Source organism: Nocardia sp. NPDC005825, from assembly GCF_040630175.1.
Lineage (GTDB): Bacteria > Actinomycetota > Actinomycetes > Mycobacteriales > Mycobacteriaceae > Nocardia.
Genome location: NZ_JBEXXC010000026.1, coordinates 1 through 19700, shown reverse-complemented (window position 1 = coordinate 19700; position 19700 = coordinate 1). Strand labels below are relative to the sequence as shown.

General features: G+C 68.7%; 22 protein-coding genes. 14 read left to right on the top strand and 8 right to left on the bottom strand.

All coding sequences use genetic code 11. The features are described 5' to 3' along the window. Nucleotides 1-60 precede the first annotated feature (60 nt). On the top strand, nt 61-540 hold the full coding sequence (locus ABZ382_RS35570; protein WP_357098432.1) for a gamma-glutamylcyclotransferase: 480 nt from the start codon (nt 61-63) through the stop codon (nt 538-540). A gap of 98 nt (nt 541-638) precedes the next feature. Next, nucleotides 639-1052 carry a PPOX class F420-dependent oxidoreductase gene (locus tag ABZ382_RS35565; protein ID WP_357098429.1) on the top strand — a complete coding sequence of 138 codons (414 nt, stop codon included), beginning with the start codon at nt 639-641 and terminating at the stop codon, nt 1050-1052. Between the two features lie 93 nt (nt 1053-1145). On the opposite strand, the gene ABZ382_RS35560 is transcribed toward ABZ382_RS35565, so the two are convergent. The 3 genes from ABZ382_RS35560 to ABZ382_RS35550 all read right to left on the bottom strand — a co-directional run bounded on the left by ABZ382_RS35560 (nt 1146) and on the right by ABZ382_RS35550 (nt 4475). Then, nucleotides 1146-2264 (bottom strand): M20 family metallopeptidase, encoded by a 1119-nt coding sequence (locus tag ABZ382_RS35560; RefSeq protein ID WP_357098493.1) that lies wholly within the window; start codon nt 2262-2264, stop codon nt 1146-1148. Nucleotides 2265-2398: 134 nt separating this feature from the next. Then, entirely contained in the window at nt 2399-3586 is a 1188-nt protein-coding gene (locus tag ABZ382_RS35555; protein ID WP_357098427.1) for a M20 family metallopeptidase, read from the bottom strand. A gap of 184 nt (nt 3587-3770) precedes the next feature. Next, nucleotides 3771-4475 carry an enoyl-CoA hydratase/isomerase family protein gene (locus tag ABZ382_RS35550; RefSeq protein ID WP_357098424.1) on the bottom strand — a complete coding sequence of 235 codons (705 nt, stop codon included), beginning with the start codon at nt 4473-4475 and terminating at the stop codon, nt 3771-3773. Between the two features lie 184 nt (nt 4476-4659). On the opposite strand from ABZ382_RS35550, the gene ABZ382_RS35545 reads away from it, so the two are divergent. Next, on the top strand, nt 4660-5463 hold the full coding sequence (locus tag ABZ382_RS35545) for a purine-nucleoside phosphorylase (protein ID WP_357098421.1): 804 nt from the start codon (nt 4660-4662) through the stop codon (nt 5461-5463). A gap of 10 nt (nt 5464-5473) precedes the next feature. Then, nucleotides 5474-7087, top strand: coding sequence for a phospho-sugar mutase (locus tag ABZ382_RS35540; RefSeq protein ID WP_357098418.1), 1614 nt, complete (start codon nt 5474-5476; stop codon nt 7085-7087). Nucleotides 7088-7130: 43 nt separating this feature from the next. On the opposite strand, the gene upp is transcribed toward ABZ382_RS35540, so the two are convergent. Beyond that, entirely contained in the window at nt 7131-7754 is a 624-nt protein-coding gene (gene upp, locus ABZ382_RS35535; RefSeq protein ID WP_357098415.1) for a uracil phosphoribosyltransferase, read from the bottom strand. Between the two features lie 136 nt (nt 7755-7890). Between upp and ABZ382_RS35530 the strand changes: the two genes are divergently transcribed. From ABZ382_RS35530 to ABZ382_RS35510, 5 genes are all read left to right on the top strand, one after another. Further along, the gene (locus ABZ382_RS35530; protein ID WP_357098412.1) at nt 7891-8208 is read left to right on the top strand and encodes a type VII secretion target; all 318 of its coding nucleotides are present in this window, start codon (nt 7891-7893) and stop codon (nt 8206-8208) included. Between the two features lie 103 nt (nt 8209-8311). Further along, on the top strand, nt 8312-9589 hold the full coding sequence (locus ABZ382_RS35525; RefSeq protein ID WP_357098409.1) for an NlpC/P60 family protein: 1278 nt from the start codon (nt 8312-8314) through the stop codon (nt 9587-9589). Next, entirely contained in the window at nt 9586-9939 is a 354-nt protein-coding gene (locus ABZ382_RS35520; RefSeq protein ID WP_357098406.1) for a hypothetical protein, read from the top strand. The genes ABZ382_RS35525 and ABZ382_RS35520 overlap by 4 nt, the downstream gene beginning before the upstream one ends. Beyond that, a complete protein-coding gene (locus tag ABZ382_RS35515; protein ID WP_357098404.1) occupies nt 9936-10265 on the top strand; it encodes a YbaB/EbfC family DNA-binding protein in 330 nt (109 codons plus the stop codon). The genes ABZ382_RS35520 and ABZ382_RS35515 overlap by 4 nt, the downstream gene beginning before the upstream one ends. Before the next feature lie 26 nt (nt 10266-10291). Beyond that, a complete protein-coding gene (locus ABZ382_RS35510) occupies nt 10292-11530 on the top strand; it encodes a primosomal protein (RefSeq protein ID WP_357098401.1) in 1239 nt (412 codons plus the stop codon). Nucleotides 11531-11603: 73 nt separating this feature from the next. Here ABZ382_RS35510 and ABZ382_RS35505 read toward each other — a convergent pair whose 3' ends face one another. From ABZ382_RS35505 to ABZ382_RS35495, 3 genes are all read right to left on the bottom strand, one after another. Then, complete coding sequence (locus ABZ382_RS35505; RefSeq protein ID WP_357098398.1) at nt 11604-12695, bottom strand: adenosine deaminase; 1092 nt, start codon at nt 12693-12695, stop codon at nt 11604-11606. 110 nt (nt 12696-12805) lie between these two features. Next, complete coding sequence (locus ABZ382_RS35500) at nt 12806-14092, bottom strand: thymidine phosphorylase (protein ID WP_357098490.1); 1287 nt, start codon at nt 14090-14092, stop codon at nt 12806-12808. Nucleotides 14093-14179: 87 nt separating this feature from the next. Continuing rightward, nucleotides 14180-14581: a cytidine deaminase gene (locus ABZ382_RS35495; RefSeq protein WP_357098395.1), complete on the bottom strand. Its 402-nt coding sequence runs from the start codon at nt 14579-14581 to the stop codon at nt 14180-14182. Nucleotides 14582-14883: 302 nt separating this feature from the next. Between ABZ382_RS35495 and sdhC the strand changes: the two genes are divergently transcribed. Genes sdhC through ABZ382_RS35475 form a run of 4 tightly spaced genes read left to right on the top strand, consistent with a single transcriptional unit; the run spans nt 14884 to nt 18268 of the window. Then, nucleotides 14884-15276, top strand: coding sequence for a succinate dehydrogenase, cytochrome b556 subunit (sdhC, locus tag ABZ382_RS35490; protein WP_357098393.1), 393 nt, complete (start codon nt 14884-14886; stop codon nt 15274-15276). An 8-nt stretch (nt 15277-15284) separates the two neighbouring features. After that, nucleotides 15285-15716, top strand: a complete 432-nt coding sequence (locus ABZ382_RS35485) for a succinate dehydrogenase hydrophobic membrane anchor subunit (protein WP_357098390.1) — start codon at nt 15285-15287, stop codon at nt 15714-15716. A 15-nt stretch (nt 15717-15731) separates the two neighbouring features. Further along, a complete protein-coding gene (sdhA, locus tag ABZ382_RS35480) occupies nt 15732-17501 on the top strand; it encodes a succinate dehydrogenase flavoprotein subunit (RefSeq protein WP_357098387.1) in 1770 nt (589 codons plus the stop codon). Then, on the top strand, nt 17501-18268 hold the full coding sequence (locus ABZ382_RS35475; RefSeq protein ID WP_357098384.1) for a succinate dehydrogenase iron-sulfur subunit: 768 nt from the start codon (nt 17501-17503) through the stop codon (nt 18266-18268). Before sdhA ends, ABZ382_RS35475 begins: the two co-directional genes overlap by 1 nt. A 69-nt stretch (nt 18269-18337) precedes the next feature. Here the strand turns inward: ABZ382_RS35475 and ABZ382_RS35470 are convergent, their stop codons facing one another. Next, entirely contained in the window at nt 18338-18961 is a 624-nt protein-coding gene (locus ABZ382_RS35470; RefSeq protein ID WP_357098381.1) for a PadR family transcriptional regulator, read from the bottom strand. A 127-nt stretch (nt 18962-19088) separates the two neighbouring features. Between ABZ382_RS35470 and ABZ382_RS35465 the strand changes: the two genes are divergently transcribed. Beyond that, nucleotides 19089-19550: a hypothetical protein gene (locus ABZ382_RS35465; RefSeq protein WP_357098378.1), complete on the top strand. Its 462-nt coding sequence runs from the start codon at nt 19089-19091 to the stop codon at nt 19548-19550. The last annotated feature ends 150 nt before the right edge of the window (nt 19551-19700 follow it).

The window sequence follows — 19700 nt, the reverse complement described above, 5'->3', positions numbered from 1 at the left end:
GAACCGCCTTGTGATCGGGATCAGGGACGGCTTACGGCGATTGTTCGATAGGCTCTTATGGTGCCGATTTACGCCGCCTATGGGTCCAACATGGATCCCGAGCAGATGCTCAAGCGCTGTCCGCACTCCCCTGTGTACGGAACCGGCTGGCTGGAAGGGTGGCGACTCACCTTCGCCGGGGACGACATCGGCTGGGAGGGACCGCTGGCGACGGTGGTCGAAGAGCCCGGACAACGCGTCTTCGTGGTCCTCTACGACGTTCCCGGCGAGGACGAGCTGAGCCTCGACCGTTGGGAGGGTTCGGACTTCGGTATCCACAAGAAGATCCGCCTGCGCGTCACCCCCAACCAGGGCCCCGCGACCGAGCCGGTCCTCGCCTGGCTCTACGTCCTCGACGCCTACGAGGGCGGCCTGCCCTCCGCCCGCTACATCGGCGTCATCTCCGACGCCGCGGAGAAGGCGGGCGCGCCAGGCGATTACGTGCACGCGCTACGCACCCGCAACAGCAAGAACGTGGGCCCGGGCACCTTCGGGATGTAAGCGTCGGAACGGGCGCCGCGCACCGTGCCGGAAGATTCGGCGCGGCAGCGGTGTTGCGGGAACCGGAACGATCTTCGAACCGTCGAAAGAGGAAGCCGATGCCCGCCACGCCCGTCCCCGCCCCGATCGCCGAATTCCTGGCCCACCCCAACCCGGCCGTCTTCGCCTCCAACCGCCCGGACGGGCAGCCGGTCTCGGTCGCCACCTGGTACCTGTACGAGAACGACCGAATCCTGGTGAACCTGGCCGACTTCCGCAAGCGCCTGGACTACCTGCGCGAGGACCCGCGGGTCACGCTGACCGTGCTGGAAGGCGACAACTGGTACAGCCACGTCAGCATCCAGGGCCGCATCGTCTCCATCGAGAACGACCAGGACTCCTCGGTCATCGACCGCATCGCCGAACACTACACCGGCGGCGAGTACCCGGTCCGCGATCAGAAGCGCGTCTCGGTCTGGATCGAGATCGACCGCTGGCACGCCTGGGGCGACATCGCCGCCAAGGCCGCGTAGCGCGCCACACACGGTCGCGACAGTCTCCGAACATGAAGCCGGGCAGCACTTTTCAGTGCGGCCCGGCTCTTTCGGCCCAGGTGACTTCCGAGGTCAGCGGGCGTTCAGCACGATATTGGTGAACACCCGGACACCCGCCGCGAGCGCGCGCTCGTCGATATCGAAGGTCGGCTGGTGCAGGTCGAGCTGCTCCCCCGAACCGGACCAGACGCCGAGCCGGGCCATCGCGCCGGGGACCTCCTCCAGGTACCAGGAGAAGTCCTCGCCGCCGCCGGACTGCTGGGTGTCGGCCAGCGCGTCCGGGCCCAGGGCGCGGATCGCGTCCTCGAACATGCGCACGGCCTGCTCGTCGTTCACCACCGGCGGCACGCCGCGCTTGTAGTTGAGCTGGTAGCGCACGCCGGTCGGCGCGAGCAGCCCCTCCACGATCTCGCGGACCATGGGCTCGAGCAGGGACCAGGTGGCGTGATCGCCGGTGCGGACGGTGCCGGTCAGCATGCCGGTCTGCGGAATCGCGTTGGGCGCCTTGCCCGCCGACACCGCGCCCCACACCATGACCGTGCTGGTGCGCGGGTCGATGCGGCGCGAGAGCAGGCCGGGCAGGCCGGTGATGACGGTGCCCATGGCGTAGACCAGGTCACTGGTCAGGTGCGGGCGGGAGGTGTGGCCGCCGGGGGAATCGAGCACCAGCTCGACGGTGTCGGCGGCCGAGGTGATGGCGCCGATCCGGATGCCGACCTGTCCGACCTCCAGGCGCGGGTCGCAGTGCAGCGCGAACATGCGCGAGACGTCTTCCATGGCGCCGGCGGCGACCATGTCGACGGCGCCGCCGGGCATGACCTCCTCGGCGTGCTGGAACACCAGCCGCACGCCGACCGGAAGGTCCTCGATCTCGGCCAGCGCGAGCGCGGTGCCGAGCAGGATGGTGGTATGCGCGTCGTGCCCGCAGGCGTGCGAGACGCCGGGCACGGTGGAGGCGAACGGCAGGCCCGTGTACTCCTGCAGCGGCAGCGCGTCCATGTCGGCGCGCAGGCCGATGCGCGGGCCGTCCGGGCCGATGTCACAGATCAGGCCGGTGCCGCTCGGTAGTTTGCGGGGTTCGAGACCGGCCTTGACCAGCCAGGACTCCACGAATTCGGTGGTGCCGAACTCGGTTCGGGACAGTTCCGGGTTGGCGTGGATGTGGCGACGCCACGCCTGCAGGTCGTCCATGTGCTCGGCGAGCCAGGACTCCACCGCCTCGTTCCCGGAAACCGGTTCCCCCGCGACGCCCGACGGCGACTGCGTAGTCACGCACGACGCCGCGAGTGGCCCGTTGACCCGCGCCGCGGACCGGCCGGTTGTGCTCACCGAATGTCCTCCTGTCGCTGAAACTGCCGTTGACCGACTCTCTCCGACAACCTGTCCCTGTGCATTTTGTCGCCTGCGATATGTATCGCCGTGCGGGCCAATGCCGTTGCCCCGTCCAGCACCGCACGGTCGGCCGAGGCGTTGACCGCGGCCGCCGCGAAGGCGGGCTGATGGGTCACCGCGCCCCCGGCATCGATGCCGATGACCGGGTGAATACCGGCGATGACGTTGGTGACGTTGCCCATATCGGTACTGCCCAGCGGCCGTGCCGCCTCGAATTCCGGGGCGATGGGCTCGCGGCCGAGCGCGGTTATCTGCTCGCGATAGGCACACAGTAGTGCGCTATCGGGAGTGAGCTCGGTATATGTCGGCGCGAGCTTCCGGATTTCGTGGGTGCATCCGGTTGCCAGGGCACCTGCCTCGAAACAAGCCGATGCTCGTTGCATCAGATCGTCGAGGGTCGCGGAGTCGACCGCACGTAGGTAATACAGCAGTTCCGCGTGACCGGGCACGATATTAGGGGCGACGCCGCCCGACCCGACTATACCGTGCAGCTGCTGCCCGGGGAGGAGATGTTGACGCAGCAAACCCAAAGCAACTTGCGCGACGGTGACGGCGTCGAGCGCGTTCCGCCCGTATTGGGGCGCCGCGCTGGCATGCGATTCACGGCCGCTGTAGACCACCGAGAGGTCGGCGAGGGCCAGCGAATGCGCGCCGGCGATATCCTCCGGGCCCGGGTGCACCATCATGGCCATGGCCAGGTCGTCGAACACGCCGCGGTCCAGCATGAGCACCTTGCCGCCACCCGACTCCTCGGCCGGGGTGCCCAGCACCTTCACGGTGATGCCGCAGGCGTCGGCGACGGCGGCCAGCCCGAGCGCCGCGCCGACCGCGGACGCGGCGATGATGTTGTGCCCACAGGCATGACCAATTTCGGGCAAAGCGTCATATTCGGCGCAAATACCCACAACGAGTTCGCCACTGCCGAATTCCGCGGTGAATGCGGTCGGCAGCTCCGCCACACCCGATTCGATGCGGAATCCGCGTTCCCGCAACGGCTCGATCGTCTTGGCGACACTCCGGAATTCCTCGAATGCCAATTCGGGCTCGGAGTGAATGTCGTGCGAGAGCGCGATCAGCTGATCGCGGTAGCCGGCGATCGCGGCATCGGCCGCGGCCAGCAACGCCGGATCGGCCGATGCCACGGCCGGATGATGCGACGACGACACGGACGTCTCGGGACGTCCGATCGGTGCGCAGGATCTCCGGTCATCGCCGTTGCGCGATGGTGACATCCCAACAGTCTCGCACTGCCGCGCAACTCTGTCGCAGCAGGTAAGCCGGAAAATCTCCGGCGCGGGCGGCCGGTTACGGGTTGAACGCCAGGTTCTCGGGGGTGGTCTCCACGGCCAGCCCGGCCAGCGCCTGCTGATGCAGGGCCTTCTTGATGACCGGCAGGTTCGGCTTGCGGTTGCCCTTGAGCAGGTCCGCGCGCGCGATCGCGGTGGCCAGCAACGACTCAGCGTCCGCCTTGGCGTCCACGATTCCGGCCGCCAGGGCGTCGTCGGCCCCGTAGCGGCGGCCCGTGGTCATGGCCTCCACCGCGACCTGGTTGATCAGGCGGTTGGTGAGCAGCGCGTTCATGGCGACCGTGAACGGCATGCCCAGGTTCACCTCGGGCAGGCACCAGAAGCCGCGGTCGGCGCGCATGACCCGGAAGTCGCAGGAGGTGGCGAGCATGGCGCCCGCGCCGAAGGCATGCCCGTTCACCGCGGCCACGGTCGGCATACCGAAGGTCAGCAGCCGGGTGTACAGCGAGTGCACGCGGTCGAGGTACCAGCAGTTCTTGTCGAAGTTGCCGAACAGCCAGTCGGTGTCGAGGCCGTTGGAGAAGAACTTGCCGTTGGCGGTGACCACCAGCGCGGCCGGGCCCTCGGACGCCTCGACCTCGTCGAGCAGCGCGTGGACCTCGGTGATCCAGTCCGGGTGGAAACGGTTCTCGCTGTCGATGGTCTGACCCTCGGTACCGAGGAACAGCACGAACACATCCCCGTCACGCTTCAAATACGCCATGCGCAGAGGGTAACGCCCGCAAAAGGGATTACTACTCGCGGGTAGCAAGCCTCGCAGGTTCGCGGCCCGCCCCGGTCTGGACTGACGGAGCGACGGAGCGAAGCGGAGGAGCGGAGGAGGGAAGACCGGGGTTACGAGGGCCGCGAACAGCCGTAGCGAAGCGGAGGCAATTAGACTCGGCGACATGCTAGCCGAGAAGGCCATGGGCGGGGTTTCCGAACTAGCCGCCACAGCCATTGCCGAACGTACGGGAGTGCAGCAGCATCGCGTCGCCGTGGTGCTGGGATCGGGCTGGCAGGAGGCTGCCGCCGAGATCGGCGAACCATCCACATCCATCCCCATGGCCGAGGTGCCGGGGTTCGGATCGCCCACCGCGCAAGGCCATCAGGGCACCATCCATTCGGTGCACGTCGGTGACTCGCCGGTGCTGCTGCTCATGGGCCGCCAGCATCTCTACGAGGGCCACACGCCCGGCCAGGTCGTGCACAACGTGCGCACCGCGCTGGCGGCGGGCGCGCAGACCGTCCTGCTCACCAATGCCGCGGGCGGGATTCGCGACGGGCTGTCGGTCGGCGAGCCGGTGCTCATCAGCGACCACATCAACCTCACCGGCCGCACGCCCATCGAGGGCGCGAACTTCGTGGACCTGGTCGACGCCTGGGATCCCGAATTGCGCACGCTGGCACAGGAAATCGACCCCAGCCTCACCGAGGGCGTGTACGCGGGCCTGACCGGACCGCAGTACGAGACCCCCGCCGAGATCCGGGTGCTGCGCACCCTCGGCGCCGACCTGGTCGGCATGTCCACCGTGCTCGAGGCCATCGCGTGCCGCGAGGGCGGGGCCAAGGTGCTCGGCATCTCGCTGGTCACCAACCTGGCGGCGGGCGTCACCGGACAGCACCTCTCGCACGCCGAAGTCCTGGCCGAAGGCCACGCCGCCGCACCGAGATTGGGCAAGCTGCTGCGCGGCGTGCTGGAACGCCTCTAGGCGCGCGGGCATGCTGCGTTTCGGAACCGCCGGGCTGCGCGGTCCCCTCCAGGACGGCCCGGACGGCATGAACATCGACACCGTCGCGCGGGCGTCGGCCGGCATCGCCGCCTGGCTGCGCGACCGCTGCCTCGGCGGCGGGATCGTCATCGTGGGCCGCGACGCCCGCCACGGGTCGGACGAATTCGCCACCGCGGCCGCGGAAGTCTTCGCCGCGGCCGGATTCTCGGTGCTGGCGCTCCCCCACCCGGTGCCGACCCCGGTGGTCGCTTTCGCGGTGCGAGAGCTGAAAGCCGTTGCGGGAGTGCAGATCACCGCCTCCCACAATCCGGCCACCGACAACGGCTACAAGGTCTACCTCGACGGCGGCTCGCAAATCGTGCCACCCGCCGACAGCGAGATCGAGCGCTGCATCGACGCGGTCCACGGCCACATCGCCCGGACCGACCCCGATCCGACCGCCCCGGACCCCGCCCTGCTCGCGCTGCCCGCTGGCACCCCGCCGGACGCGATCGGCGCGGAGATCGTCCGCCGGTACCTGACCCGGGTCACCCGGTTGCCCCGCCTCATCGGCGGCGACGCGCCACTCAGCATCGAGGACATCGAGGCGACCGCCGACGATCCCGCCGCGACCGCGCGAGATGTCCGGCAGCGCAGCGATATCCGAATCGTGCTGACCCCGATGCACGGCGTGGGCGGGGAACTGGGCGTCGCCGCGCTGCGGGGCGCCGGGTTCGACGAAGTACTGGTGGTGGCGGAACAGTTCGCCCCGGACCCGGACTTCCCGACCGTGGCGTTCCCGAATCCCGAGGAGCCAGGGGCCGCGGATCTGCTGCTCGACCTGGGCGAGCGGCTCGACGCGGACCTCGCCATCGCGTTGGACCCGGACGCGGATCGGTGTGCGCTCGGCGTGCGCGGGCCGGATGGCTGGCGGATGCTGCGCGGCGACGAAACCGGCGTCCTCTTGGGCGATTTCGTACTGCGGACCGCCGCCCCGGATGCCCTGGTCGCCACCACGATCGTGTCCTCACGGCTGTTGAGCAGGATCGCCGCCGCGCGCGGGGCGCGGTATGCCGAGACGCTGACCGGGTTCAAGTGGCTGGCCCGCGCGGGCGAGGGGCTGGTCTACGCGTACGAGGAAGCGATCGGGCACTGCGTGGATCCGGCCGCGGTGCGCGACAAGGACGGCATCTCGGCCGCGGTGGTCGCCGCCGATCTGGTCGCCCAGCGGAAGGCGCAGGGCCGCACCGTGCTCGACGTCCTCGACGAGTACGCGGTCGAGTTCGGCGTGCACGCGGGAGATCAGGTGTCGCTGCGCCTGGCGGACGCGTCGGCCGCGGCCGCGGTCGTCGCCCGGCTGCGCGAGAATCCCCCGAGTGAGATCGCCGGAGTACCCGTGACCTGCACCGACATGGCGCAGGTGCGGGGCCGGATGCGTACCGACGCACTGGTTTTCGAGGCCGACTCGTTCCGTGTGGTGGTGCGCCCGTCGGGCACCGAGCCCAAGCTCAAGTGCTACTTGGAAGCGTTCGAACCCGTCGCCGGGCCGGATGCGCTCGACGACGCGAAGGCCGTCGCCGCACAGCGGCTCGCCGAGCTCCGCAAGTATTTCCAGCAGCTCTGAACCGCTACCGCAACCACTTCCGGAGCGACGGCCCGGGAGTGGTTCAGCGCGGCCCGAACTGGCGGTCCCCCGCGTCGCCGAGACCCGGCACGATGTAGGCGTCGGAGTTGAGGCCGCGGTCCACCGAGGCGGTGACCAGCAGCACAGCGTGCCCCGACTTCTCCAGCGCCGCAATGCCTTCCGGCGCGGCCACCACGGATACCACGGTGATGTCGCGAGCGTTGCGGGCGGCCAGCAGATCCAGGGTGTAGACCATGGATCCGCCGGTCGCCAGCATCGGATCGAGCACCATCACCGGCGTGGTGGACAGGTCCTCCGGCAGCGACTCCATGTACGGCGTCGGCTGATGCGTCTCCTCGTCCCGGGCCAGCCCCACGAACCCGATCCGCGCGTCCGGGATCAGGTTCTCCGCCGTCTCCACCATCCCCAGCCCCGCCCGCAGCACCGGCACCAACAGCGGTGGTGAGTTCAGCCGGGTCCCCTCCGCCGCGGCCACCGGCGTGACGATGGGAAACCGCTCGACCGGCGCGTCCCGCATCGCCTCGTACACCAGAATCCCCGTCAAATCCCGAAGCGCCGCCCGGAAAGTCGGATTGGTCGTCCGAGCGTCTCGCATGGTGGTCAACAACGCGGCCGCCAGCGGATGGTCCACAACGAGTGTGCGCATAGGAAAACCATAGGTCAGCACCCGCCCTGAAGATCCCTCCACCGCGATTCTCCCCACCCGGAACCATCCGGCCCCCACCCGCGTCCAACCTGGTACACCACATTTCCGCCCGCCGACCGGGCGAGAAGGGGGCACCATGCACATCTCGATCCACCCCGAGGGCCTGACCACCTACGCGACCACCACCACCGCCCTCGCCACCCGCCTCACCACCGCCGCGACCCACGCCGCCACCGCCGCCCCCACCGCCCTCGCCGACACCCTCGGCCTGATCGCCGCCGACCTCCTCACCGCCTACGCGCGGGCCCACGCCACCCACACCACCACCCTCGCCCACCTCACCACCGTGTTCACGTCGACCAGCGCCGCCACCGATACCGCCGCGACCACCTACACCGACCACGACCACGCCCGGGCCACCGCCCTGCGCACCACGACCGAGCTGGACGTATGACCTCCCCGATCCAGATCCCCTGTGCGGCAAACCCACCCATTCACGGTGACGCCACCGCCCGAAAGCGGCGACCGTTCAGGGCAATTCGTCCAGGGGTTCGCCGATGAGCGATGACGTGACGGCGGCGGAGCTGGAGCAGCCGATCGTCGAGCTGCTGCGGAGTTTCGGGTCCGGGCGTAGCACCGCCGCCGAGGTGCTACGGGAGAGTGCGCGGATCGTCGACGAGGCGCACACGGAGAGCCGGGGCAGTGTCGATCGGATGTATGACGCGTGGCGTGGGCGGGCCGGGGATGCGGCGCTGGACAACGCATTGCAGGCGCAGACCACGGCGGCGACGGCATCCGAACGAGGGCGGGCGATGGCGGAGATCCTGGAGCGGGCGGATACGGCGGTCGCGAACGGGCGGCGCGAGCTGGAGGAGATTCTTCGGGCGTTCCGAGCCGAGTTGGCCGGTCTCGGAGAGAGCGGGGATGCGCCGGGCGGAGCCACTGCCGCAGTCGCTTCGGCGATCGACCACATCGGGCGGGCCATGCGGGTGGTCGAGCGGGTGCGGGCCGAGTTGGCGAGTGAGACGGCCGCGATGGCGGAGTTGAGCGGGCCGATTCCGGCACCGGCGATCGTGACTCCCGGTGCGCCGGGCGATCGCGCGGGCGTACCGGCCGAGGAGAGCACCGGCCCCGCGGGCGCGAGCCCGATTTCGGAACGAGCGGATCCGGCTCCGGCAGCGACCCCGGCGCCGGATGCGGCGGGCACCGTCCCGGCCTCGGTGGGCGCACACCCCGGCGACCCGTCGCCTCGCGTCAGCCCGGCTGCCACGACGGGCGCTCCGGTCGTGGGTGGCGGCGACACGATCGAGGCTGCGGGAGGCTCTTTGCTCAGGGCCGGGCGCTCGTCGATCGGAGGGACACGTACCACCCCGGCTTCCGCCTTCACACCGAAGTCGTCCGGGGTGGGCCATGATTCGCCGCGGGGGACCCACGGCGACGGCGTGTGGGTGACATTGCCGGACGGGAGTCGGGTGGAGGCGCCGAACGAGCGGGCGGCGGAGGCGGTTCGGAAGGCGTTGAGCGCGGTGGGGACGCCGTATGTGTGGGGTGGGGTGACGCCCGGGGTCGGGGTGGATTGCAGTGGTCTGACGCAGTGGGCCTACGGGCAGGCGGGGGTTTCGCTGCCGCGGTTGGCGCAGGAGCAGGGGCTCGGACATCCGAGCGTCGGTCCAGGGGGCTTGATGCCCGGTGATCTTGCGGTCTGGGACGGGCACGTGGCGATGGTGATCGGGAACGGGCAGTTGGTGGAGGCGGGCGATCCCGTCCAGATCGGACCGATACGAACGGAGAATTCGGGCATGCGGTTCCTCGGTTTCTACCGGCCGACGGCATGACCGGGCCGCGGGAATCGGCGCAGGTAGCGCCGGTGACGGTGGCGGCGTCGGGAAATCGGGCTGGCACGGTGACGGTGTCGGCCACCGATCAGGGGATGCCGGTCGAGATCCGGTTCGAGCGCGGCGAATACCGGTACGGCGCACAGGCTCTCGCCGACGAGATCCTCCGATTGACCCGGCGGTCCGCGCTGGTGGCGCGGTCGCGGCGGCGCGAACAGCTGGCCGCGGCGGGCGTGCCGGACACGGTCCTGGACCGGCTCGGCCTGCCCACCCGCCAGGCCGCGGTGGACGAGCTGGATCGGCTCGACGACGCCGACACCGGCCGGACCAGTTGGTCGCGGAACCGATGAGTGCCGAGATGGACGCCCTGGTCCGAGGCGTCGACGACACGCTGGAAGCCCTCGAGGCGACCCTGCGCGACCTGGGCGGAGTCCGCGGCCGCTGCGCCGCCGAGGACGGTTCGGTCACCGCCGAGGTGGACGCCGACGGCGCCCTGACCGGCCTGTGGCTGGCCGAGTCGGTGACATCCCGGCCTCCGGCCGAGGTCTCCCGGCTGATCCTGTGGGCCGCGCGGCGAGCGGCCGCCGAGGCGACCGCGCAGCGGGCTCGGATCATCACCCGCCTGAACGACGCGCTGATTTCAAAAAATGTTGGGGGCGACCCGGATAGTGCCTGACGCGACGACTGGATAGGCTTCCGGTCATGGCTTCTGGAGACATCGTCCCGATCGCGCTGGGCCTGACCAAAGGCGATCTTGTCACCCTCTGGGCACCCCGCTGGCGAGACGGTGACGATGAGTGGCAGGCATTCCTCGGTCACGAGGAAGACCTCTACGGTTTCGACTCCGTCGCGGAGCTGGCCGCGTTCATCCGCACCAACTCCGACAACGATCTGGTGGATCATCCGGCCTGGAAGATCATCGCCGGTCTGTCGGCGGCCGAACTGGAGCCCGAGGAGCAGTACGTCTTCGATCTGGTCGGCGTGCCCGAGCTGGCCGCCGACGACCCGGATCCGGAGGTGGTCTCCGAGCTCGAGGAGACCCTCGAGATGGTCCGCAATATCGGCGACGTGTGCGAACTCGATCCCGTCACCAAGTTCTTCGGCTCGCACCCGGTGCTGGGCGCGCTGGCCGGCGGGGTGAGCGCCTTCCTGGGGCGTGAGGGCGAGGAGCTGTGGGACCAGATCGGCGCGGCCATCGCCAAGGACTGGGAAGCCGTCATCGACGCCATCGACTCGGTGGTGACGGTGCCCGACGTGGACGCCGACGCGGTCTCGGTGGCCGAGGCGGAACTGCTTGCGGCGCAGGAGAACATCGTCGACGCCGAGGACGCGGCCGAGGGTGACGACGAGATCGAGGACGTCGACCTGGACGAGGACGAGGAGGAGGGCGAGCTGTCCTTCTGGCACGAGGTCGGCATCGACCCGGTGAAGATCATCTCCTCGGACGGCACCTTCTTCACGCTGCGCTGCTACGTCGACGACGAGCCCATCTTCCTGGGCAAGGACGGCTCGATCACGGTCTTCGGTTCCGAGCGCGCGCTGGCCCGCTACCTGGCCGACGACCACGATCACGACCTGGCCCGGGTGAGCACCTACGGCGAGGTGCAGACCGCCGCCGTGGACGGTTCGCTCGAGGTGGAGGTCGACGACGAGAACGTCTACGTGCTGCCCGGCCTGTCCGAGGACCTGGCCGCGGGCCCGAAGTCCGTGGACACCGATCAGCTCGACCTGGCGGTCGAATTGTTCACCGACGCCGCCGACTACGCCGATGACGACGCCGTCGAGTCGGCGCTGGCGGTCTCCACTCCCCTGGGCTGGTACGTCTCCTACCTGCTGAACCCGGACCCGACCCGGATGGCGCCGAACCCGCCGTTCCAGGCCGAGTCGGAGGCGTGGAAGGCGCTGGAGACGGTCTTCGAGGCCCGCCTCCAGAAGGGCTGACCCGGTCCGACCCCCGACACGATTCGAGCCGCACCCCCCCACGGGTGCGGCTCGAATTGCTTTCCGGCGGGCGCTATCCCAGCAGCACCGCGTAGCCGGGCTTGATCACTTCGTCGATCAGGCGCAGTCGTTCCGGGAACGGAATGAACGCGGACTTCATGGCATTGATGGTGAACCGTTCCAGATCGCTCCAGCCGTACCCGAAGGTCTCCGACAGCTTGAGCATCTCCTTGCTCATGGTGGTGTCGCTCATCAAACGGTTGTCGGTGTTCACGGTGACCCGGAACCGCAGCCGCGCCAGCAGGTCGAACGGGTGCTTGTCGATCGAGGGCACGGCCCCGGTCTGCACGTTCGAGGACGGGCACAGTTCCAGCGGAATCCGCATGTCCCGCACATAGTTCGCGACCACGCCGAGGACCGGCCCGTTCGGGCCGTCGGTGATGTCGTCGGTGATGCGCACGCCGTGCCCGAGTCGTTCGCAGCCGCAGAAGGCGACGGCCTCGTGGATGGACGGCAGCCCGAACGCCTCACCCGCGTGAATCGTGAAGTGCGCGAGGTTGGCCCGCATGTAGTCGAAGGCGTCGAGGTGGCGGCTGGGCGGGTAGCCGGCTTCGGCGCCCGCGATGTCGAAGCCGCCGACGCCACGGTCGCGCCAGCGCACGGTGAGTTCGGCGATCTCGCGGGAGCGCGCGGCATGCCGCATGGCGGTGAGCAGGCAGACCACGGTGATGGGGTTGCCCGCCGCGGCGGCGGCCGCCTCGCCTTCCCGGAATCCGGCGATGGTGTGCTCGACGACCTCGTCGAGGGTGAGTCCGGCCTCGATGTGCTGCTCGGGCGCGAACCGCACCTCGGCGTAGACGACGCCGTCGGCGGCGAGGTCCTCGGCGCATTCGCGGGCGACCCGGCGCAGCCCTTCGGGGGTCTGCATGACGGCGACGGTGTGGGCGAAGGTCTCCAGGTAGCGCTCGAGCGAGCCGCTGTCGGCCGCGTCCCGGAACCAGGCGCCGAGGGATTCGGCGTCGCTTGCCGGTAGCTGGTCGTATCCGGCGGCGTGGGCGAGTTCCAGCACCGTCGCGGGTCGCAGCCCGCCGTCGAGGTGATCGTGCAGGACCGCCTTGGGAGCCTGGCGGATCGAGGCGAGGGTGAGGGGCGTCGGTCCAGTCATGTAGCAACGTTAGCCGCATTCCCGTTCTGCGGCAGGACTGTTGACCCGACTCACCGACAGTTCGGCATGTCGTTGCCCTCACGTTGCTGACCGGCGCGAATCCTTCATCTTCAGGCGGTGATGCGGTCCAGGATCAAGGGTTGCAGCGGCAACTGGACGGTGCCGTCGATGGTGAACGCGCCGCGCAGCAGGTCCAGCGCCACCGGGAAGGCCTCGGGGGTGTCGGTGTGCAGGGTGAGCAGCGGCTGCCCCTGGGTGATGGAATCGCCTGGCTTGGCGTGCATTTCGACGCCCGCCCCGGCCTGCACCGGGTCGCCCTGCCGGGCCCGGCCCGCGCCGAGCCGCCAGGCGGCGAGTCCGACGTCGAGGGCGTCGAGGCGGATCAGGGTGCCCCCGGCGGGCGCGCGCAGGGTTTCGGTGTGGCGGGCCTGCGGCAGCGGGGCGTCCGGATCGCCGCCCTGGGCGCGCACCATGGCCCGCCACTGGTCCATGGCGCGGCCGTCGGCGAGCGCGTCGGCCGGGTCGACATCGGTGATCCCGGCCTGCGCCAGCATCTCCCGGGCCAGGGCGAGGGTGAGGTCGACGACATCGGCCGGGCCGCCGCCGGCGAGCACGTCGAGGGATTCGCAGACTTCCAGGGCGTTTCCGGCGGTGTGGCCGAGCGGGGTGTCCATGGCGGTGAGCAGGGCCACCGTCCGCACCCCGGCGTCGGTGCCGAGTTCGACCATGGCGGTGGCCAGTTCGCGCGCCTGCGCCTCCTCGCGCAGGAACGCCCCTCGCCCCACCTTGACGTCCAGGACCAGTGCCCCGGTGCCCTCGGCGATCTTCTTGCTCATGATGGAGCTGGCGATCAGGGGGATGGATTCCACGGTCCCGGTGACGTCACGCAGCGCGTAGAGCCGTTTGTCGGCGGGGGCCAGGTCGGCTCCGGCAGCGCAGACGACGGCGCCGACGGCGGGATCGGACAGGAGCTCCCGCATGCGCGCGACCGGAAGATCGGCCTGCCAGCCGGGTATCGCCTCGAGCTTGTCGAGTGTGCCTCCGGTGTGCCCCAATCCGCGTCCGGAGAGCTGGGGCACGGCGGCCCCGCAGGCCGCGACCAGCGGCGACAGCGGCAGGGTGATCTTGTCGCCGACCCCGCCGGTGGAGTGTTTGTCGACGGTGGGGCGGCCCAGATCGGTGAAGTCCAAACGCTTCCCGGAGTTGATCATGGCGTGGGTCCAGCGGGCGGTCTCGCGGCGGGTCATGCCGCGCCAGACGATGGCCATGGCCAGCGCCGACATCTGTTCGTCGGCGACCTCACCGCGGGTGAACGCGTCCACCACCCAATCGATCTGCGCGTCGCTGAGCTGTCCGCCGTCGCGCTTGGCCCGAATCACGTCCACCGCCGAGTGCACCGTCACGCCCTCCACCCTGGCACGGGCTGGGCCGCCTTTCCACGGATTCCCCCGCGCGCCACGGTGATCAGCTGTTATAGCGGGGTTCTACCGTTGCCCGGCGGCGAGGTCGTCGGGCCCGAAGGAGTCCGGCAGCAGCGTGTTCAGAGTGACGGGCCCGTCGGGGTGATCGACGAGCAAATCGCCGCCGCCGTGCTCGAGCAGAATCTGCCGGCAGCGTCCACAGGGCATGAGCACCGCGCCTCGCGAATCGCAGATCGAGACCGCCCGGAGTCGCCCGCCGCCGCCCGAAATCAAGTTACCGACCAGTACACATTCGGCGCAGAGGCCCAAACCGTATGAGACATTTTCCACATTGCAGCCGCTCACCACGCGGTCGTCGGCGGTGAGAGCCGCGGCCCCGACGGGGAATCCGGAATAGGGGGCATACGCCTCTTGCATAACTTCAAAAGCCTTGTAACGCAGGGCTTTCCAGTCAATTTCGGACATTTCGGACCATCCTCCTATGGACGTGACAGCACCCCCGTGTTACGCGTTCTGCCTGGTCGCGAAAATCAGGAAAGGCAAACCTAACTCACAACAATTTGAGCCAACGAGCGGCACGCCGAATTAGTTCCCCTCCAAAGCTGGGTTTAGAGTTCAGGACAGATCGGTTCAGGTTCCCGACAACGGGCCTGCAGCACTGCCACCGGATGTTGATTCCGCTCGTGAGCAGGTGGTTTCGACAGTCCGAAGGCTCCGCGGCCGGATTCTGACCGGGTCCATCAACGACGTTGGAGGCACCGCACTCTATGACCACGCTAGAAGCTCCGGCCAAGCCGAAGCGAACCTTGTACCGAGGCGACCCCGGCATGTGGTCCTGGGCACTGCACCGCATCACCGGCGTGACGATCTTCTTCTTCCTGTTCGTCCACGTCCTCGATACCGCGTTGGTGCGAGTCAGCCCGGACACCTACGACCGCGCGATCGAGACCTACAAGAACCCCCTCGTCGCCCTCATGGAGATGGGTCTCGTCGTCTGCGTGCTGTTCCACGCGTTCAACGGCATCCGCATCATCCTCGTCGACTTCTGGTCGCAGGGCCCGCGCTACCAGCGCCAGATGCTCTGGGTCGTCCTCGCGATCTGGATCGTCGTCGCCGGTGCCGGTGTCGGCCGCCAGTTCTTCTACCTGCTGACGAATTGAGAGCCGACATGACCGCACCCGTTCTCGGTAAGTCCTACGACCGCCCCGCCTCCCTCGACGCCCCGCGCGCGCCCCGCCGCGCCGGCGGCAACAACTTCGAGAAGTACGCCTGGCTCTTCATGCGTGCCTCGGGCCTGCTGCTGGTCATCCTGGTCATCGGCCACATGACGATCATGCTGATGCTCGACGGCGGCGTGCACCGCCTGAACTTCGCGTTCGTCGCCGGCCGCTGGGCCTCCCCGTTCTGGCAGCTCTGGGACCTCACCATGCTGTGGCTGGCCCAGCTGCACGGCGGCAACGGCCTGCGCACCGTGATCGACGATTACGCGCGCAAGGACTCCACCCGCTTCTGGCTGAAGGCCGCGCTGGTCGTGTCCATGATCCTGGTCATGGTCACCGGCACCTACGTGATCTTCACCTTCGACCCCAACATCAGTTAGGAACAGGCCACCTCGATGAGTGAATCCCGACCGATTCAGGAGCACCGCTACGACGTCGTCATCGTCGGTGCCGGTGGCGCTGGAATGCGTGCGGCGATCGAGGCCGGTCCTCGGGTGCGCACCGCCGTCCTGACCAAGCTCTACCCGACTCGTTCTCACACCGGTGCGGCGCAGGGCGGCATGTGCGCCGCGCTGGCGAACGTGGAAGAGGACAACTGGGAGTGGCACACCTTCGACACCGTCAAGGGTGGCGACTACCTGGTCGACCAGGACGCCGCGGAGATCATGGCCAAGGAGGCCATCGACGCGGTGCTCGACCTGGAGAAGATGGGCCTGCCGTTCAACCGCACGCCCGAGGGCAAGATCGACCAGCGTCGCTTCGGTGGCCACACCCGTGACCACGGCAAGGCGCCCGTGCGTCGCGCGTGCTACGCCGCGGACCGCACCGGCCACATGATCCTGCAGACGCTGTACCAGAACTGCGTCAAGCACGACGTGGAGTTCTACAACGAGTTCTACGTGCTCGACCTGATCCTGTCCGACGGCCCCAACGGCCCGATCGCGACCGGCGTCGTGGCCTACGAGCTGGCCACCGGCGAGCTGCACGTGTTCCACGCGAAGTCGATCATCTTCGCCACCGGTGGTTCGGGTCGTATGTACAAGACCACCTCCAACGCCCACACCCTCACCGGTGACGGCATGGCGATCGTGTTCCGCAAGGGACTCCCGCTGGAGGACATGGAGTTCCACCAGTTCCACCCGACAGGCCTCGCGGGCCTGGGCATCCTCATCTCCGAGGCTGTGCGTGGTGAGGGCGGCATCCTGCGCAACGCCTCCGGTGAGCGCTTCATGGAGCGCTACGCGCCGACCATCAAGGACCTGGCGCCGCGTGACATCGTCGCGCGCTCCATGGTGCTCGAGGTCCGTGAGGGCCGCGGCGCGGGCCCGAACAAGGACTACGTGCTCATCGACGTGACCCACCTCGGTGAGGACGTGCTCGAGGAGAAGCTCCCCGACATCACCGAGTTCGCCCGCACCTACCTGGGCGTCGACCCGGTCAAGGAGCCGGTGCCGGTCATGCCGACCTGTCACTACGTGATGGGTGGCATCCCGACCCGCATCCGCGGCGAGGTGCTGCGCAACAACACCGACATCGTGCCCGGCCTGTACGCCGCCGGTGAGTGCGCCTGTGTCTCCGTGCACGGCGCCAACCGTCTGGGCACCAACTCGCTGCTGGACATCAACGTGTTCGGCCGGCGCGCGGGCATCGCGGCCGCCGAGTACGCGCAGCGCGCCGAGTTCGTCGAGATGCCGGAGAACCCGGCGCAGATGGTGCAGGACTGGCTGGCCAACCTGCTGGGCGAGCACGGCAACGAGCGCGTCGCCGACATCCGCACCGAGCTGCAGAACTCCATGGACGACAAGGCCGGTGTGTACCGCACCGAGGAGTCGCTGAAGTCCATGCTCGAGGAGATCCAGGTCTTCAAGGAGCGCTACTCGCGGATCACCGTGCAGGACAAGGGCCGTCGCTACAACAGCGACCTGCTCGAGGCCGTCGAGCTGGGCTTCCTGCTGGAGCTGGCCGAGGTGACCGTGGCGGGTGCGGTGAACCGCAAGGAGTCCCGTGGCGGCCACGCGCGCGAGGACTACCCGGACCGCGACGACGTCAACTTCATGCGGCACACCATGGCCTACAAGCAGAGCCCGGAGCTCATCTCCGACATCCGCCTGGACTACAAGCCGGTTGTGCAGACCCGCTACGAGCCGATGGAGCGTAAGTACTGATGACTGCTGTCGCTGAAACGCCGCAGAAGCCGGCTCCGGTGCCGGACGGGTCGACCATGATCACCGTCAAGGTCGCCCGCTTCAACCCGGAGGACGGGCAGGGCCAGCACTGGGACGAGTTCAAGGTCCCCGTACTGCCGACCGACCGGTTCCTGAACGTGCTGATCTACATCAAGTCCTACCTGGACGGCACGCTCACCTTCCGTCGCTCCTGCGCGCACGGCGTGTGTGGCTCGGATGCCATGCGCATCAACGGCGTCAACCGCCTGGCCTGCAAGATCCTCATGAAGGACATGCTGCCCAAGGGCAGCAAGGAGCTGACGGTCACCGTCGAGCCGATCCGCGGCCTGCCCGTGGAGAAGGACCTCGTGGTGAACATGGAGCCGTTCTTCGACGCGTTCAAGGCGGTCAAGCCCTACCTGATCACCAAGGGCAACGAGCCGACCTACGAGCGCATCCAGTCCCAGCACGACCGCGCCCGCTTCGATGACACCACCAAGTGCATCCTGTGCGCCTGCTGCACCACCTCCTGCCCCGTGTACTGGAGCGACGGCAGCTACTTCGGCCCGGCCGCGATCGTGAACGCGCACCGCTTCATCTTCGACAGCCGTGACGAGGGCGCCCGCGAGCGTCTGGACATCCTCAACGATGTCGAGGGTGTGTGGCGCTGCCGCACCACCTTCAACTGCACCGACGCGTGCCCCCGTGGCATCGAGGTGACCAAGGCGATCCAGGAAGTCAAGCGCGCGCTGCTGTTCGCCCGCTGATAAATCCAACTCTCGGGGAGCGAAATACCAACGCCGCCCGCATCTTCGGATGCGGGCGGTTTTGTTTTGTCAGGCTGGGGAACGGTCCTGGAAGGGGGCCAGCATCTCCCAGGACCAGGTGAGGCTGCCGTCGGCGAGATCCGCGAGAACGCCCTGCAGCCAATGCAATTCGGCTGCCGCGACGGCGCGCTGGTACTCGTCCTCGAGCAACACCACGCGCGGCAGGCCGAACTCGGTGGCCCCCGCCAGGCCCGCCTCCATCTCCTCGAGCGCGGCGCGCACGGCCTCGGCTCGGCGCTCGAGTTCGATCCGGGCGGCGTCGGGCGGCAGCAGCATCAGAAATGACAGTGCCGCAGGGAATTCCGGGAACTCGTTGCGCGGCGTCGCCACCATGTCGTTGATCCAGGCGAGGCAGGCGGTCCGGCCGTCGTCGGTGATCTCGTAGACGGTGCGCTCGGGGTACTGCTGGTCACGGCCGGTCTCGCGGACCGCCACCAGTCCCGCGTCCTGCAATCGCGCGATCGTCTTGTACAGCTGCGCCCGCTGCCCGACATTGATGACCTTGTCCTTGCCCCACTCCTTGATCCGGCGCTGGATGGCGTAGGGGTGCATCGGTTCCAGGTGCAGGATGCCGAGCACCGCCATGGCCAAGGGCGAGCGCTTGAACCGCGCGGCCGGAGTCGAAGCTGTCATGTCAACCACCTTACTAGGTGCCCGAAAACTAGTTTCCCAGAACTAGTTGCTTTGCAACTAGTCTCCATGTCACTATTGAGGAGCAGGCGAACCCGACCAGCACCGACTCCCCGAAGGGACCAAGGCCATGAACACCACCGACACCGTCAAGATCCACACCGACCACGACACCACCAAGCACCTCGGCGACTGGACCGACGCCGCCGCGTTCCAGGTGAAGGTCCGCTACGGCAGCGCGGTCCTCGACCTGCGCTCGCCGCGGATCGCCGGTGACGGGGAGATCGTGATCCACGCCGACCTCGACCACGCCATGGTGAAACTGCTGGTCCCCGAGGACGCGGTCATCGACTCCTCCGAGCTGTCCTGGACCGGCCGCGGCCGGGTCAAGGACATGACCCGTCCCCGTCAGGCCTCCGGCCGCGTCATCCGCCTGACCGGTTCCGCCACCACCAGCGAGTTCCGGATTCACCGCGGCGGCATCGCGATCCTGTCGGCGATGTTCAGCCGGGAGTTCCTCGCGGAGGCCAAGGGCCCGGACCGGGAGACCCGGGTGCCGGCGCTGCTCGACCCCGAGCACGCGGCCCGCTGACCCGAGCGCGGTGTTCGGCCCGGCTGCAAACGGGACCGAATGCCTAGCTGACGGTGGATCACCGTCGGGAATTCACGGACAAAACGGCGGCCCAGCGCGCGCCGACGAGACGCTGCTGGTGCAGTCCGGCAAGCCGGTCGGTGTGCTGCG